Raw genomic sequence first — 13955 nt, 5'->3', positions numbered from 1 at the left:
ACCCATGAACGCCCACTTCGATACGCACGCCGGCGGCGATGACGCGGCCCACGCCGGCATCGAACTGTCCGAATTTTTCGACGGCCACCCGGTGGCCACCTTCGCCATCGACACCAGCCACGTGGTCACGCACTGGAACAAGGCGTGCGAGCAATTGCTGGGCTGGACCCGGGAGGAAATGGTGGGAACGCAAAACCACTGGCAAGCGTTCTATCCCAAGCAGCGCCCGCTGCTGGCCGACCTCATCATCTCGGGCGAGGAGGATGAGATCGACCGCCATTACCTGGGCAAGCACAAGCGCTCGACCCTGATTCCCGGCGCGTTCGAGAGCGAGGACTTTTTCCCCAACATCGGCGAAAGCGGCCACTGGCTGCACTTCACGGCCGCCCCGCTGCGCGACCGCCAGGGCAACGTGGTGGGCGCCATCGAAACCCTGCGCGACGTGACGGAACGGCGGGTGGCCGAGAACGCGCTGCGCAAGGCCCACGACAACCTCGAGAGCGTGGTCGAGAAGCGCACCGCCCAGCTGGCCGAAGTGAACGAGCGGCTCGAGGACGACATCCGCCAGCGTGAACGGGCCGACGCCGAACTGCGGCGGCGCAACGTGGAACTGGAGCAATTGAACGAGCAATTGTCGATGGCCCAGCAGCAGCTGGTGCAGTCCGAAAAGCTGGCCTCGATCGGCCAGCTGGCGGCCGGCGTGGCGCACGAGATCAACAACCCGATCGGCTACATCTTCTCCAACTTCGGCACGCTGCAAAGCTACCTGGACCAGTTGTTCGAGATGCTGGCGACCTACCAGGAGGCCGAGGCCAGCATCGCCGCGCCCGAGGTGGCGCAGCGGGTGCGCGCCATGCGCGAACGGATCGACCTTGACTTCCTGCGCGAAGACATCCCCTCGCTGATGGATGAATCGAAGGAAGGCATCGTCCGGGTGCGCCACATCGTGCAGGACTTGAAGGATTTCTCGCGGGTCGACGCCAACCAGGAATGGGTGTGGGCCGACCTGCACCAGGGCATCGATTCCACCCTCAACATCGTCAGCAACGAGGTCAAGTACAAGGCCGACGTGGTCAAGGAATACGGCGCCATTCCCGACATCGAATGCCTGCCGCTGCAGATCAACCAGGTGGTGATGAACCTGGTGGTCAACGCGGCCCACGCCATCGGCCCCGAGCGCGGCAGGATCACGGTGCGCACCGGCACCGAGGGCGAGCAGGTGTGGCTGGAAGTAGCCGACACGGGCAGCGGCATCGCGCCCGACGTCGTATCGCGTATCTTCGACCCCTTCTTCACCACCAAGGCCGTGGGCAAGGGAACAGGACTGGGCCTGTCGCTCGCTTATGGTATCGTGCAAAAACATAAGGGCAAGATCGAGGTCAGCACGGAACTGGGCAAAGGCACCTGCTTCCGCGTCACCCTGCCTATCCGCCACCCCGTCGACGCCAGGGAAAACCAGGAAGCCAAGGAAGCGAGCCTATGACACCAGCCGCACTGCCGCACAGCCCGCCCGTCATGCAGACGGCCAGCGCCACCCTGCTGTTCGTGGACGACGAGCCCAACATCCTGTCCGCGCTGCGCCGGCTGTTCCGCCCGCGCGGCTACCGCGTGCTGACGGCTGAAAGCGGCGCAGAGGGGCTGGAAGTGCTGGCGCAGGAGCCGGTGGACCTGGTGATCTCCGACATGCGCATGCCGGAAATGGACGGCGCCCGCTTCCTGGCCCAGGTGCGCCAGCGCTGGCCGGGCGTGCTGCGCTTGCTGCTGACGGGCTATTCGGACATCCAGTCGATCCAGGACGCCATCAACTGCGGCGAGATCTACCGCTACATCACCAAGCCGTGGGACGACACCGACATCGTGCTGGTGGTGCGCCACGCGCTCGAGCGGCGCGCACTGGAACTGGAAAAGGCCAGGCTGGAACAGCTGACCCAGCGCCAGAACGAGGAACTGAAGGCGCTCAACCAGGGCCTGGAAGCCCAGGTCGAGGCGCGCACCCGCCAGCTCAGGGTGGCGCACGACGCGGCCGTGGCCGCCAACGACAAGCTCAAGGCCAATTTCATCACCACCATCAAGCTGCTGTCGACCATCGTCGAGCTGCGCGGCGGCCAGCACACGGGGCACGCGCGCCAAGTGGCCGACCTGGCGCGCAAGCTGGCCGTGGCCCTCAAGCTCGACGTGCGCGAGACGCAGGATGTGTTCATCGCCGCCCTGCTGCAGGACATCGGCAAGATCGGCTTCACGGACGAGATGCTGGCCACCCCGCTTACGCTGATGAATGGCGAGGCGCTGGGCCAGTACCGCAAGCACCCGCTGCGGGCCGAGCAGTTGCTGATGCCGCTGCCGGACTTGCGCGGCAGCGCCGCCATCCTGCGCGCCCAGCTCGAACGCTTCGACGGCAACGGTTTCCCGTACGGGATCTCGGGGCTGGCCATTCCCATCGGCGCGCGCATCCTGGCGCTGGCGGCCGACTATTTCAACCTGCAACAGGGCGCCATGGTGCAGCGCCACCTGCGGCCCGAGGAAGCCAAGTCGCTGATCATGGACTCGGCCGGCAAGCGCTACGACCCGGCCGTGGTGGCCGCGTTCCGCCAGATCATCGACTACACGGTCGAGGACCCGGGCGCCGGGGTGGAAGTGCTGTCGGGCGAACTAGCACCGGGCATGGTGCTGGCGCGCGACCTGATCAGCCGCGACGGCCTGATGCTGCTGCCGGCCGAGCATGTGCTGGACGCGCGCATGATCCAGCAAGTGCAGGATTTCGAATCGAAGAGCGAGGGGCGGCTGGCAATCTGGGTGCGCCTCGCCAAAGGAACACCATGAGCACGATCTTATTGGTCGACGACGACCCCAACATGCTGCGCGCGCTCGAGCGCGCGCTGCGCCAGCTGCTGCCGCCGGCGCAACTGCGGATCGAGGCCTACGCCGATCCGCAGACGGCGCTGGAACGGGCGTGCCTGAGCGAATACGACCTCGTCATTTCCGACTACCGCATGCCGCACATGAACGGCAGCGCCATGCTGCGCGCGCTGCAAACGCTGGCGCCGGACACGGTGCGCATCATGCTGAGCGCATCGACCGACTTCAACACGGCCATGAGCGCCATCAACGACGCCCACGTGTTCCGCTTCATCACCAAGCCGTGGCAGCCGGACGAACTGGCGGCGGCCGTGCGCGAAGCGCTGCAACAGCGCGCCGCCCTGCTGGCCGAACGGGCCGGCCAGCCGCCGCCGACGCCACAGGAACGGGAGGCGCGCCGCCTCGAGCAGGAGGAACCGGGCATCCTGCACGTGAAGCGGGCGCCCGACGGTTCCATCATCCTCTGAGCACGGCTGGCCTCACTGGCCCGATGCCACCGTGGCACCGGGCGTGGACGTCAGCCGTTCCACCATGGCGTGCACGGCCATCATCTGCGGGCCGGACTTGAACGCATAGTTGATGCCCGTGTAGCCATACCAGTCCCAGCAGCCCTGCGGGTTGTACGGCACGTTGGACGCGTTCACCTGCGGGTACAGCACGATGATGTGGTTGGTGTCGGCCCAGTTGTTGTAGCTGCTCTTGCCATAGAAATCATCGTGCACCACGGCCGCCGACTGCTTGCAGCCATGGAAGGCCACGTGCACGCGGCATGCCTTGGCGGCATTGCAGCTGGCCGGCACGTAGGCATAGGCGTCGGCCGCCATGCCGGTGCTGGCATCGGCGAACTCGCGCTGGTTGAAGGTGATGATCTTGCCCGACAGCTTGCTGGCCGGCGCGCTGGTGTGGCCGTAGATGTGGGCGAACATGGCGCCCGGCTGGTCGTAGGCCGCGTGGTGCACCGTGCACCTGCTGATGTAGGGCGCCGCGTTGGCGCCGCAGCTATTGCCGAACGCGGGCGTGAGCAGCGCGTGGCCGGCCGGCACGTTGTTCACGTACACCAGGTTGGCGTCGGCCACGCCGGCATCCTTGAAGAAGGTGACGGTGGCGTCCACGGCCTGCTGGTACACCACCGTGTCCTTGGTGCCGCTGAACACGTAGATGCGGTCGTTCTGCAAATCCGTCAGCGGGTCGATCTGGCCGCTGGCCGCGAAGCCCTGGGCCGACAGCAGCAGCAAGGCCGGATTGGGCGGCAGGAACGGCACCTGGCCCATGCACACGGCCGCGTTCACCAGCGAACCGGCGGCGCAATAATACGGCCCGCCGGCCACCACGCCCGCCCCCACCACGGAGCTCGAATAAGCGACTTGATATTGCACCGCCATAAAAGCGCCCGACGACAGACCGGAGACGGACGTCGCGCCATGGTCGGCGCCCAGCGCCGGCAAGTTGCTGCTGGCATGCGCCAGAGGGAAAAACGCCAGCGCGACGGCCAGCAGGGATGCGTGGACAGGCAATTTCATCATGGACTCCTGGAGCGTGAACGGGAAGGACAGCAGGCGGTGCGCAGTGCCTTGCAAGGCGAAATTGATGCACTGCACCATCCGCGCAACGCGATCTTCCCACAGAATCGGCGCGGTGGGGTGCCGCGCATGCGATCGTGGTAAAAAAACAAATAATCGGGAGAATGGAGTGTTTACGGCGCGCAGCGAACGTTGCCCGCAGGTGGTTTCAGCTCGCTGGCGTGGCCGGCAGGCGTACGACGAAACGGCTGCCCTTGCCCACTTCGGACGCCACCTCGATCTTGCCGCCGTGCTTGTGCACGATGCCGTAGGACAGCGACAAACCCAGCCCCGTGCCGCTGCCCACGGGCTTGGTGGTGAAGAACGGTTCGAAGATGCGGTTCAAGTGTTCGGGCGCGATGCCCATGCCCGTGTCGGCCACCTCCACCCACACCCAGCCGTTGGCCGTGCCCGTGCTGATCGTGATTTCGCCCTGGTCCTTGATGGCGTGGCCGGCGTTGACGAGCAGGTTCATGAACACCTGGTTCAGCTGCGAGGCCAGGCAGCGGATCGGCGGCAACTGGCCATAGTGCTTGACGATGGTGGCCTTGTATTTGAGCTCGTTGGCGACGATGTTGAGCGTGGAATCGATGCCCTGGTGCAGGTCGGCGATCTGCCATTCCGTCTCGCCCACGTGGGAGAAATCCTTGAGCGCCTGGACGATGTCCTTGACCCGCTTCAGGCCATCCATCGATTCGCGCACCAGGTCGCCCACATCCTCGCGCAGGAAGGCCAGGTCGGCCTGTTCGCGCACGGCCGCCACGCGCGCCGCCAGCGCGGCATTGCCGGCCCCGGCCACGGCCTGCTCGTACTGGTCGATCACCCCCAGCAGCGTGCCCACATATCCTTGCAGCGCGCCCATGTTGGAATTGACGAAACCGACCGGGTTGTTGATCTCGTGCGCGATGCCGGCCGCCAGCTGGCCGATGGAGGCCATCTTTTCCGATTGCAGCAGTTGCTGGTGGGCGTCGCGCAGCTTGCCGATCAGCTGCTGCTGCTCCACGCCCCTGGCCTGCAAGGCCTGCTCCATCTGCTTGCGGGCCGTGATGTCGGTCAGCGCGCCGATCACCTCCAGCGGCACGCCATGCTCGTCGCGGATCAGCCGCAGCGTATCGTGCATCCACAGGTAGGAACCGTCGGCGATGCGGAAGCGGTATTCGTAGGTGCGCTGGCCTTCCGTGAACACCAGCGCCAGGCTGGAGAAGATGTTGGGGGCGTCGTCGGGATGAATATGGTCGAACCAGAAGTTGGGATCGGCCAGCATCTGCTCGGGCCGGTAACCGAGTACGTGGTAGGCGTTCTTGCTGACGAAAGTCATCTTGAAGTCGCCGCTGGGCACGGTGCTGTAGATGATGGCCGGCGTGTTATCGACCAGGTACTGCAACCGCACCAGTGGCGAGGCCGCTTCGGCCGCCGGGGCCCGGGCCGGGGCGTCGGTGGAAAAGAACTCGAGTTCTTCGAATTGCATGGCGATGGTCTCGCGGCAAACAGGACATGGCGGCGGACACGATGCGGGCGACGGGCGGGCATACGCGGCTTGTTCCGATTATGCACTATTTCACATTTGCTTTGCGCACATTTCACCAACGGGCGTGCCAGGCCAGGTGGGCCGCATCAGGACCGGGCGCCGGCGCCGGCGGCGGCGCCTGCCAGGCGCGCGGATCGACCCGGTAATACTTGCAGAATTCTCCGTAGAGCTCGCTGTGGTGCTCGGCCATCTGCCACGGTTTTTCAAAAAACGTTTCCGTCGCCACAGCGAAAAATTCGGCCGGGCTGGTGGCGCCGTAGTGGTCCATCACGCTGTGCTGGCGATACATGGCTTGCCAGCGCAGCGCGTGAAAGTCGCGCGCCAGCACGGCCGACCAGTCGCGGTACTTGGCGTGGTGGCCCAGGTAGGGCGCGCCGTTGGCGCGGCCCGATTCACTGTCGAGCTGGTGGGCGAATTCGTGCAGGACCACGTTGTGGCCGTCGGTCCAGTCGGCCGCGCCCCGCTGCACGTCATCCCACGACAGCACCACGCGGCCATCGTCCCACGATTCGCCGAGCATGCTCTGGTGGCCCGGCGTGACGACGCCGCCCGGCCCCACCTCGTCGCGCCGCGCCACGAAGGCGGTGGGATAGACGAGGATGGTGTGCAGGGCCGGATAGACCTTGCTGGGGCGGTTCAACAACAGCAGGCAAGCCTGGCCGGCGATGGTGATGGCCATCGCGTCGTCCACCACCAGCCCTTCGCAGCCGATGAACTTCTTCTGATGCAGAAATTGCGCGACCAGGCGCCGCAACTGGGCCTGCAGGTCCGGCCCCATGTGGCGATAAGGTGGGATCTGGCGCTCGAGCACGGCCACGGCGCTGGCCGGCAAGGGCCGCGCCAGCGCGCGCCGCAGGCGCCAGCGCGGGATCAGCCAGGGCAGCACCAGCGCCGAGATGGTCAAGCCTACCAAGAGCAAAGCGTCCATGTGCACCCGTGTCAGTCGGCCGCGACGGGATGCCCGGCCACCCACCCCAAGTGGGGCGGGTTGCCGTCAATTCAATCATTTTTCTTGCGCAGGCGCCAGCATCAGGCGAGGCTCACTCGGCCTTCTGTTGCGAGCCCGGCGAGCCGAACAGGGCCGCCACCAGCGGGTCGCGCATCACGGGGCCGCGGTTGACGCGGATCGCGTAATGGGTGTCGTCGGCCAGGATGTGGAAATGGCGGCCATTGCCGGCCATGGCCAGCTCGCGCGCGCCGGGGCGTTCCTTGCGCGGCGGCGCGCCTTCGCGCTTGGGCTGGACGATGGCGGCCAGGAAGGCGCGCACCCGCTCCGGATCGGGCGTGATCTGGTACACGGCCTTGCCCAGATAGGTGGCCGTGCCCTCGATGTAGCGCGCCAGCTCGATCACGCCGGCCTCGCGCAGATCGCGGATGTACTTGCGGGCGCCGGATGGCGAAAACTTGAGGAACCAGGCGATCTCGTCGGCCAGCATCTCGTGCATGGACAATTCGCCTATCAGTTTTTGCATGTTCTCGATGCGACGCAAGGTGGCCGAGGTCGAGCGCACGCGCTCGATGGAGGCCATCGACAGGGCTGGCTTGCGGTCCAGCGGCGGCGCGGGCCGCTCCACCAGGGTCAGCCTGGTCGGGCGGGCGCTGGCGTCACGCGCCGGCAGGGCGGGCAGCTCGCCACGGCCCTGGCCCCGGGCTGGGCTGGCGTCGCGATGTTGAGTTTGTCTGTATGCATGCATTTTTTTACTCCTTAAAACAATTCCCGGGACATGGCAGCCATGCAAGACGGCAGGCGTTATACATCAGCCACCAGATTGCCGGGACGTGATTTTTCGGTCTGTGCGGCAACGAACATATAAACTATTCAATTTGTATCCAAATGCATCAATCCCCCGCCCTACGGCGCGCACGGCCGGGTTATCGCTGTTGGACGGCCGCCGGCGCGCTTGGTTCCCTACTTGACCCGGATATCGTTCTTCACTTCCTTCACGCCCTTGACGCTGCGGGCGATCTCGGCGGCCTTGGCGATATCGGCCGGATTGGCCACGAAGCCACTCAGCTGCACCTTGCCCTTGAAGGTTTCGACATTGATCTCCGTCGATTTCAGGGTCGGCTCGTTGAAGATCTCGGCCTTGACCTTGGTGGTGATGAGGCTGTCGTCGACATATTCGCCCGTGCCCTCCTGCTTGGGCGTGGAAGCGCAACCGGCGACGGCCAGCAGGGCGGCGGACAGGCAGGCCGTCGCGATGTAATGTGCGGATTTCATGGTAATTCTCCTTGGTGGAATGGTCCAACGAACTGCCCGGAGCGAGCCTGCCAGCGCGCATGGCGGCGCACCGACAGTCCAGTTGTACGCGCAAACGGGATAGTCATCCGTTCGTTGCCGTACACAAGACACAGGGTGCGGCAGCGTACAGACCGGGTAGCGTGCGCTGGCTATGCTGAGGACACACTTTTCGGGAGAACAACATGAGACACAGCACCTACATGGGCGCCATCACGCTGGCCGCCGCCTCGGCCGCGGCCATGCTTGGCGGCTGCGCCAGCAGTACCCAGCCGGCCGCCGTGACGTATTCGCCCGCGTCATCGTCGATGGCGGCCAGCTATGGCACGATCGACAGCATCCAGGTGGTGCGCGTTGGTGGCGCCACCAGTGGCGCGGGCGCCGTCACGGGCGGTCTGGTGGGCGCCCTGCTGGGCAACCAGGTGGGCTCGGGCAGCGGCCGCACGGCCGCCACCGTAGCCGGCGCCGTGGGCGGCGCGCTGGTGGGCAACAAGGTCGAGAACGACCGCAACCAGCCGCACGACACCTACCAGATCAGCGTGCGCATGGATAACGGCGACTACCGCGTGCTGCAGCAAGATGACATCGCGGGCATGCAGGTCGGCGCCAGGGTGCGCCTGGTGGACGGCCACCTGTACCGCTACTGACGCCAGGAGGGCGACATGGGAACCCTGATCCTGTTAATCCTGGTGCTGCTGCTGGTCGGCGCCCTGCCCACCTGGCCCCACAGCCGCAACTGGGGCTACGCGCCCAGCGGCATCACGGCGCTGCTGGTGCTGGTCCTGCTCGTCATGTTGCTCACCGGCCGACTCTGACTGGCCGCACGCGGCCTGATACGGGAGGTACATCATGAAGAACCACATCGCACTATCGACCCTGCGCATGGCGCCGTTGCTGTTGGGCGCCATCCTGTGCGCTTCGGCGTACGCCCAGACCCAGCCACCGGCGCCTGCGCCGGCCGCCACCAGCGACAGCGCCACGCCCGCCGTGCAGGACAGCACGCCAGGCGTCACCCCGCCCGCCGTGGCCCAGCAGCAGCAGAAGGAAATCGCGCACGGCGACCCGGGCCGCTGGTACCAGCACGACAGCACCGCCGCCGACCAGTTGCGCACCGTGCGCAAGGAAATCGCGGCCGCGCTGCAGGAAGCCACGCTGGCGTGCAAGAAGCAGCCGGCGGCCGAGCGCAACGCCTGCCTGAAGGAGGCGCGCAGCACCTACCAGCACGACATGGTCAACGCCAAGCTGATACGGGACGAGAACAACCGGCTCGAATGAGTCCGGTCTGCGGCCACCGGGGCACGCTCAGGCTGGCGGCAATTCGTGCACGACCAGCGGCGTATCCTCGCTGACGAACGAGAGCCAGGCGGCCGCGCCGACGGCGCGCATGCCGTCGGCATAGCCCTGCTCCCAGCGCCAGTCGATCGAACCGCGCGAGAAATTGATGTCCTTGGCCGCCATGTGCCAGTCGCGCCCCGCGTAGGGCAGGCGCACCACGTGCAAGGTGGTGTCGCAGCCGAGCGCTTCCAGTTCACGGGCCGTCTGTTCCGTCTGCGCGCCCGGTGGCAGCGCCTGGTACAGTTCGCGCAGCTTCTGGCGCATGCGCTGGGTTTTCACATAATCGTCGAGGTGACGCCGTGAACGGGAGGCGAAAGTCACATCCTTTTGCCGCGTCTGCACCTCGTCCAGCGTGGTCGGTTCCTGCCCTTGCGCGTTCCACAGGTCGACCATGAAGCACAGCGTGTCGGTGGCGCACGCATCCTCCAGCACCGTCTCGAGCGGGGTGTTCGAATACAGGCCGCCGTCCCAGTACAGGTCGCCATTGATGCGCACGGCCGGGAAGCCGGGCGGCAGCGCGCCGCTGGCACGGATATGGTCGGCATGCACGGTCATGTCGCGGTTGTCGAAGCGGCGCAGCGTGCCGCTGGTGACGGCCAGCGCGTTGACGGTGAGCCGGGTGCCGCCGGGCGCGTTGAGGTAATCGAAATCGACCAGTTCCCCCAACGTGCGGGCCAGCTCGCTCGTGTCGTAGAAGCTGGCCTGCTCGGGCGCCACGGCCAGGCCGGTGGGGAACAGGGAGTAGTGGCGCGGCTTGAAAAAACCGGGCACGCCACGCAGCAAGGTATCCCAGGTCTGCAGCAGGATGTTGGTGCGGCGCATGCTGTCGGGAATGCCGCGCATGTCCACCGTGTCGCGGTGCGCGATGCCGTGCCAGAACGCCCTCAGGCGCTCGAGCCGTACGTCCGGCGCGTTGCCGGCCAGGATGGCCGCGTTGATGGCGCCGATCGAGGTGCCCACGATCCAGTCGGGCGCCAGCCCGCTCTCATGCAGGGCCTGGAACACGCCAGCCTGGTAGGCGCCCAGCGCGCCGCCCCCTTGCAGCACCAGCACCACGCGCATGCCCGCCGGATTCAGCGGCCGCTGCTGCGGCGCTTGGACAGCCTGGCTTGCCGCTTTCATGGCCATGCGGGACGCGACACGATCACTCGCCACTGGCCGTCGCGCGCTTGCGGCGCGCCAGCCAGGCCACGCCCAGCGCCACCGCGGTCCCCACGCCCAGCGCCGGCTTGAGCAGGCGCTTGCGCATGATGAAGGAACCCACCGTCAGCGCGATCGGCAACAGCCGCTTGAGGTTGGCGGCGTTCAGCCCGCCCGGCGAGAGCAAGCCCCCCAGCCTGGCCTGGGCCAGCGCGGACGCCTGGTCCACGGCGCTGTGCCACAGCGCTTCGGGTTGCATGGCCATGCCCAGCTGGGCCTTGGCATGGGCCACCTTGACGCGCTGCAATTCCCCCTCCCGTATCAGGCGCGCCTTGTCGGCCGCCAGCGCCGCCTGTTCCGTCTGTGTCGTCATGTTTCCTCCGCCTACAGCAGCATGTCACGGTCGGACTTGAGCTCGGCCATGGTGGCCGTCAGCGACAGCTTGCCGTCGCGTATCATGCGGCGCGCGTACTGGACCAGGCCCAGCGCCGCCAGCGCGAAGGCGCCCGTCATGATCAGCAGGATTTTCCAGCCCAGCGCGTCCCACGCCAGGTAGACGATGGTGACGGTGAAGTAGGCCAGCGCGAAGCAGCCGGCCACCACGGCCAGCGCGAACACCACCACCAGTTGCAGCAAGTGGTTGCGCACCTCGCCCAGTTCCAGCGCGGCCAGTTCCAGCCGCGACAGGGCCAGGCCCAGGATGCTGCGCGCCACGGCCGCCAGCGACGCGAGCAGCCCTGGCGGCGGCACCGCCCCCTTGTCCATCGGATCGGTCTGGGCCACGATGGATTACTTGCGGCCCAGGATCACGCCCACCAGCAAGCCCACGCCGGCCGCCAGCGCGATCGAGCGCCACGGATTTTCCTTCACGTACACGTCGGCCGACTTGGCCATTTCCTTGCTCGCCTCGAGCGCGCTCTGCTGGGCCTCGTGGGCCTTGGCCAGCGCCGTGTCCAGTGCGCGCATGCCGCGTCCGCGCAGCTCCTCGGCCTTTTCCCCCGTCAGCGCGGTGGCGGCCGTAAACAGGGCCTGCGCGTCCTTGACCAGGGTCTTGACGTCGTTGTTCACGGTACTGATATTGTTTTCCAGCATGATGAGGCTCCTGTAATGTGAGTGAAAGGACTACCCTGCCCTACCTTACCGCAGATCGGACTCAATCGAGCAAATCGCGCATGTCGTCCGCATGTTCTTCTTCCACCGCCATGATCTTGATCAGCAAATGGGTGGTGGTGGGGTCGGCCGTGCCCAGCCGTTCTATCATTTGCCGGTACGATTCGATCGCCACCCGCTCGGCGATCAGGTCGGCCCGCACCATGGCTTGCACGTCGACAGACTCATCATACTCGGCATGACTACGTGCGAGCAACGTTGCTGGATTGAAATCCGGCTCGCCATTGAGCTGGATGATGCGTTCGGCCAGCCAGTCCGCGTGTTCCTGCTCCTGCAGGGCGTGGGCCAGGAACTCGGCCTTGATGGCCGCGTTCTGCCGGCCCGTCACCGTGTAGTAGTGGCGCCGGTAGCGCGCCACGCACACCAGCTCGGTGGCCAGCGCGTCGTTGAGCAATGCCACCACGGCCGCGCGGTCGCCCTGGTAGCCGGCCGTGACGGGGCCGTCCTGCAGGTGGGCCGCGGCGACGCGGATGGCCAGCTTGTCGATGCCGCTACGCGGCGTGGGTTGGATGTCATCCATGATCTTCCTTTCCAAAATGTGGATTCAATGGCGGTTGGCGATCGGCGCGCCGTCCTGCGACAGCACGATCTCGACCCGCCGGTTCAGCTGGCGGTTGCCGGCGTTGTCATTGCTGGCCACGGGATAGGCCTCGCCATAGCCGCGCGTGGCGATGCGATCGGGCGAAATACCCATACTGGCCAGCGCGTTGCGCACGGCCTCGGCGCGCCGCTGCGACAACTCCAGGTTGTGGGCCGCGCTGCCGGTGCTGTCGGTGAACCCTTCCACCAGCACACTGCTGGCCGGCTGCTGGCGCAGCACATCGGCCAGCCGCTCGGCCGTGCGCATACCTTGCGCGCTGAGCTCGGCCTGGTCGACATTGAACAGCACGTCGCCAAACGTGATCACCAGGCCGCGGTCGGTCTGCTTGGCCTTGAGGTCGGCCAGTTCCTGCTGCAGCGCGCTGGCCTGGGCGTTGGCGGCCTGGGCCTGGGCGTTGGCGCTTTGCGCCTGGGCCTGGGCTTGCTGGGCCTTCAGACGCTGCTGGTCAGCCTCCTGCGTGCGCTCCTGCACCAGCATCTGGTCGCGCTGGCCGGCGGCGTCGGCCATCTGGCGCTCGGCCGCCTTCTGGCGCGCCACTTCCTGCGCGGCCGCGATGCGCTGCTTGGCCGCATAGGCCAGGCTGTCGATGGTGTTCAGGCTGTCGTGGTGAGCGGCGGCCGCGTTGGCGCGGTCGAGCGCCTCGGTCGCCTGTTGCAGCTCGGCCGGCGCATCGCGCGCCACGGCCGGATTGCCCTGGGCGGCCAGGTAGTCGCCACGGGCCTGGTCGAGCAGGCTGGTGGTGGTGGGCGTGCTGGCGCACGCCGCCATCAGCACCGACAGCGCGAACGCGGCCGGTATGCCATGCGTGTGGTGCATGATGATTTTTTTCATGATGTTCTCCTTGGTTGGCGCCAGCGTTGGCGCCCTGCATCACTGTCACTGTTACTGCTGTTGGGTGCTGCGGTTGCGCTCGATTTCATCGCGCAGCGCACGGATGCTGTCCTGCAGCTGGGCGGCGGCCGTGCTGGCCTTGCCGGCGCTGGCCTTGCTTTGCGCCAGGTTGGCATCCGCCTGGGCTTGCACGGCCAGGTTCTCGGCCGTGCGGTAATCCTTGGCCGCCAGCGCCTGGTTGGCGCGCTGCAGCTTGTCGCGCGCGGCCTGCATCTCGTCGGGCGCCAGTTCGCCGGCACCCGCGATCGCCGCGCTGTTCACGGCCGCGCGCGAGGCGGCCACGTCGGCCGTGGCCGGCGTCTTCTGGCTGGCACAGCCGGCGCATGTGGCCAGCAAGGCTGCCCCGGCCAGCGCCGGCCAGCGCCGCTTGTCCGATTCACTAGTACGCATGTTCATTCTCCTTATCACGTGGAGGGCCGCCTGCGTCAGCGCGGCCACAATACCTACCCTTATAGGCCCATGTCGAGCCGGATTCGGTACGTTGCCGCACATAGTTCCCGGCGCCCCAATGCCGCGCCGCCACCGTGCGCGCAGGTGTAGGCTGTGCACCGTGGGCTCCAGCGCGCGCCCGCCGCAGCGGCCTTGCCTGGCCTGCCCCCATACCCAAACGGGGCCAAAGACGCTATCCTCGCGCGC

Annotated in this window: 18 protein-coding genes; 6 read left to right on the top strand and 12 right to left on the bottom strand. The window is 66.8% G+C overall.

The window, feature by feature from the left end; all coding sequences use genetic code 11:
• Window positions 1–4: 4 nt before the first annotated feature.
• Genes H3H36_RS13490 through H3H36_RS13480 form a run of 3 tightly spaced genes read left to right on the top strand, consistent with a single transcriptional unit; the run spans window position 5 to window position 3323 of the window.
• A complete protein-coding gene (locus H3H36_RS13490) occupies window positions 5–1483 on the top strand; it encodes a PAS domain-containing sensor histidine kinase (protein ID WP_182218354.1) in 1479 nt (492 codons plus the stop codon).
• The gene (nosR, locus tag H3H36_RS13485; RefSeq protein ID WP_182218352.1) at window positions 1480–2820 is read left to right on the top strand and encodes a response regulator c-di-GMP phosphodiesterase, NosR family; all 1341 of its coding nucleotides are present in this window, start codon (window positions 1480–1482) and stop codon (window positions 2818–2820) included. The genes H3H36_RS13490 and nosR overlap by 4 nt, the downstream gene beginning before the upstream one ends.
• Window positions 2817–3323, top strand: a complete 507-nt coding sequence (locus H3H36_RS13480) for a response regulator (protein WP_182218350.1) — start codon at window positions 2817–2819, stop codon at window positions 3321–3323. Before nosR ends, H3H36_RS13480 begins: the two co-directional genes overlap by 4 nt.
• 12 nt (window positions 3324–3335) lie before the next feature.
• On the opposite strand, the gene H3H36_RS13475 is transcribed toward H3H36_RS13480, so the two are convergent.
• The 5 genes from H3H36_RS13475 to H3H36_RS13455 all read right to left on the bottom strand — a co-directional run bounded on the left by H3H36_RS13475 (window position 3336) and on the right by H3H36_RS13455 (window position 8164).
• Complete coding sequence (locus tag H3H36_RS13475; RefSeq protein ID WP_375539596.1) at window positions 3336–4370, bottom strand: extracellular catalytic domain type 2 short-chain-length polyhydroxyalkanoate depolymerase; 1035 nt, start codon at window positions 4368–4370, stop codon at window positions 3336–3338.
• 214 nt (window positions 4371–4584) lie between these two features.
• Window positions 4585–5883, bottom strand: a complete 1299-nt coding sequence (locus H3H36_RS13470) for an ATP-binding protein (protein WP_182218347.1) — start codon at window positions 5881–5883, stop codon at window positions 4585–4587.
• 112 nt (window positions 5884–5995) lie between these two features.
• Window positions 5996–6871, bottom strand: a complete 876-nt coding sequence (locus H3H36_RS13465) for a M90 family metallopeptidase (protein WP_182218344.1) — start codon at window positions 6869–6871, stop codon at window positions 5996–5998.
• A 112-nt stretch (window positions 6872–6983) separates the two neighbouring features.
• Window positions 6984–7637: a winged helix-turn-helix domain-containing protein gene (locus H3H36_RS13460; protein WP_311196633.1), complete on the bottom strand. Its 654-nt coding sequence runs from the start codon at window positions 7635–7637 to the stop codon at window positions 6984–6986.
• A 215-nt stretch (window positions 7638–7852) separates the two neighbouring features.
• Window positions 7853–8164, bottom strand: a complete 312-nt coding sequence (locus H3H36_RS13455) for a BON domain-containing protein (protein ID WP_182218342.1) — start codon at window positions 8162–8164, stop codon at window positions 7853–7855.
• A 203-nt stretch (window positions 8165–8367) separates the two neighbouring features.
• Between H3H36_RS13455 and H3H36_RS13450 the strand changes: the two genes are divergently transcribed.
• Genes H3H36_RS13450 through H3H36_RS13440 form a run of 3 tightly spaced genes read left to right on the top strand, consistent with a single transcriptional unit; the run spans window position 8368 to window position 9457 of the window.
• Window positions 8368–8829, top strand: coding sequence for an outer membrane lipoprotein (locus tag H3H36_RS13450; protein ID WP_182218339.1), 462 nt, complete (start codon window positions 8368–8370; stop codon window positions 8827–8829).
• A 15-nt stretch (window positions 8830–8844) separates the two neighbouring features.
• On the top strand, window positions 8845–8997 hold the full coding sequence (locus tag H3H36_RS13445; protein WP_182218336.1) for a DUF3309 family protein: 153 nt from the start codon (window positions 8845–8847) through the stop codon (window positions 8995–8997).
• A gap of 34 nt (window positions 8998–9031) precedes the next feature.
• On the top strand, window positions 9032–9457 hold the full coding sequence (locus tag H3H36_RS13440) for a hypothetical protein (RefSeq protein ID WP_229219899.1): 426 nt from the start codon (window positions 9032–9034) through the stop codon (window positions 9455–9457).
• Window positions 9458–9484: 27 nt separating this feature from the next.
• On the opposite strand, the gene H3H36_RS13435 is transcribed toward H3H36_RS13440, so the two are convergent.
• The 7 genes from H3H36_RS13435 to H3H36_RS13405 all read right to left on the bottom strand — a co-directional run bounded on the left by H3H36_RS13435 (window position 9485) and on the right by H3H36_RS13405 (window position 13709).
• Complete coding sequence (locus H3H36_RS13435) at window positions 9485–10639, bottom strand: patatin-like phospholipase family protein (RefSeq protein ID WP_375539594.1); 1155 nt, start codon at window positions 10637–10639, stop codon at window positions 9485–9487.
• Window positions 10640–10661: 22 nt separating this feature from the next.
• Complete coding sequence (locus H3H36_RS13430; protein WP_182218334.1) at window positions 10662–11030, bottom strand: hypothetical protein; 369 nt, start codon at window positions 11028–11030, stop codon at window positions 10662–10664.
• Window positions 11031–11041: 11 nt separating this feature from the next.
• Window positions 11042–11422: a phage holin family protein gene (locus H3H36_RS13425; RefSeq protein ID WP_182218488.1), complete on the bottom strand. Its 381-nt coding sequence runs from the start codon at window positions 11420–11422 to the stop codon at window positions 11042–11044.
• Between the two features lie 24 nt (window positions 11423–11446).
• Window positions 11447–11749, bottom strand: coding sequence for an ElaB/YgaM/YqjD family protein (locus tag H3H36_RS13420; RefSeq protein WP_182152609.1), 303 nt, complete (start codon window positions 11747–11749; stop codon window positions 11447–11449).
• 61 nt (window positions 11750–11810) lie between these two features.
• The gene (locus H3H36_RS13415) at window positions 11811–12347 is read right to left on the bottom strand and encodes a ferritin-like domain-containing protein (RefSeq protein ID WP_182218331.1); all 537 of its coding nucleotides are present in this window, start codon (window positions 12345–12347) and stop codon (window positions 11811–11813) included.
• A 24-nt stretch (window positions 12348–12371) separates the two neighbouring features.
• The gene (locus H3H36_RS13410; RefSeq protein ID WP_229219898.1) at window positions 12372–13259 is read right to left on the bottom strand and encodes an OmpA family protein; all 888 of its coding nucleotides are present in this window, start codon (window positions 13257–13259) and stop codon (window positions 12372–12374) included.
• 51 nt (window positions 13260–13310) lie between these two features.
• Window positions 13311–13709: a DUF4398 domain-containing protein gene (locus tag H3H36_RS13405; protein WP_182218329.1), complete on the bottom strand. Its 399-nt coding sequence runs from the start codon at window positions 13707–13709 to the stop codon at window positions 13311–13313.
• Window positions 13710–13955: the final 246 nt, after the last annotated feature.

The sequence above is a fragment of the Rugamonas fusca genome (assembly GCF_014042365.1).
In the GTDB taxonomy this organism is placed as follows: Bacteria; Pseudomonadota; Gammaproteobacteria; order Burkholderiales; family Burkholderiaceae_D; genus Rugamonas; species Rugamonas fusca.
The sequence above is the reverse complement of the archived record's forward strand: the minus strand, read 5'-3'. Positions and strand labels throughout refer to the sequence as shown.

Excerpts from the sequence above, each read along its gene's own strand:
- H3H36_RS13490 (WP_182218354.1), top strand. The coding sequence starts at position 5 with ATGAACGCCCACTTCGATACGCACGCCGGCGGCGATGACGCGGCCCAC.
- nosR (WP_182218352.1), top strand. The coding sequence starts at position 1,480 with ATGACACCAGCCGCACTGCCGCACAGCCCGCCCGTCATGCAGACGGCC.
- H3H36_RS13480 (WP_182218350.1), top strand. The coding sequence starts at position 2,817 with ATGAGCACGATCTTATTGGTCGACGACGACCCCAACATGCTGCGCGCG.
- H3H36_RS13470 (WP_182218347.1), bottom strand. The coding sequence starts at position 5,883 with ATGCAATTCGAAGAACTCGAGTTCTTTTCCACCGACGCCCCGGCCCGG.
- H3H36_RS13465 (WP_182218344.1), bottom strand. The coding sequence starts at position 6,871 with ATGGACGCTTTGCTCTTGGTAGGCTTGACCATCTCGGCGCTGGTGCTG.
- H3H36_RS13460 (WP_311196633.1), bottom strand. The coding sequence starts at position 7,637 with ATGCATGCATACAGACAAACTCAACATCGCGACGCCAGCCCAGCCCGG.
- H3H36_RS13455 (WP_182218342.1), bottom strand. The coding sequence starts at position 8,164 with ATGAAATCCGCACATTACATCGCGACGGCCTGCCTGTCCGCCGCCCTG.
- H3H36_RS13450 (WP_182218339.1), top strand. The coding sequence starts at position 8,368 with ATGAGACACAGCACCTACATGGGCGCCATCACGCTGGCCGCCGCCTCG.
- H3H36_RS13445 (WP_182218336.1), top strand. The coding sequence starts at position 8,845 with ATGGGAACCCTGATCCTGTTAATCCTGGTGCTGCTGCTGGTCGGCGCC.
- H3H36_RS13440 (WP_229219899.1), top strand. The coding sequence starts at position 9,032 with ATGAAGAACCACATCGCACTATCGACCCTGCGCATGGCGCCGTTGCTG.
- H3H36_RS13435 (WP_375539594.1), bottom strand. The coding sequence starts at position 10,639 with ATGAAAGCGGCAAGCCAGGCTGTCCAAGCGCCGCAGCAGCGGCCGCTG.
- H3H36_RS13430 (WP_182218334.1), bottom strand. The coding sequence starts at position 11,030 with ATGACGACACAGACGGAACAGGCGGCGCTGGCGGCCGACAAGGCGCGC.
- H3H36_RS13425 (WP_182218488.1), bottom strand. The coding sequence starts at position 11,422 with ATGGACAAGGGGGCGGTGCCGCCGCCAGGGCTGCTCGCGTCGCTGGCG.
- H3H36_RS13420 (WP_182152609.1), bottom strand. The coding sequence starts at position 11,749 with ATGCTGGAAAACAATATCAGTACCGTGAACAACGACGTCAAGACCCTG.
- H3H36_RS13415 (WP_182218331.1), bottom strand. The coding sequence starts at position 12,347 with ATGGATGACATCCAACCCACGCCGCGTAGCGGCATCGACAAGCTGGCC.
- H3H36_RS13410 (WP_229219898.1), bottom strand. The coding sequence starts at position 13,259 with ATGAAAAAAATCATCATGCACCACACGCATGGCATACCGGCCGCGTTC.
- H3H36_RS13405 (WP_182218329.1), bottom strand. The coding sequence starts at position 13,709 with ATGCGTACTAGTGAATCGGACAAGCGGCGCTGGCCGGCGCTGGCCGGG.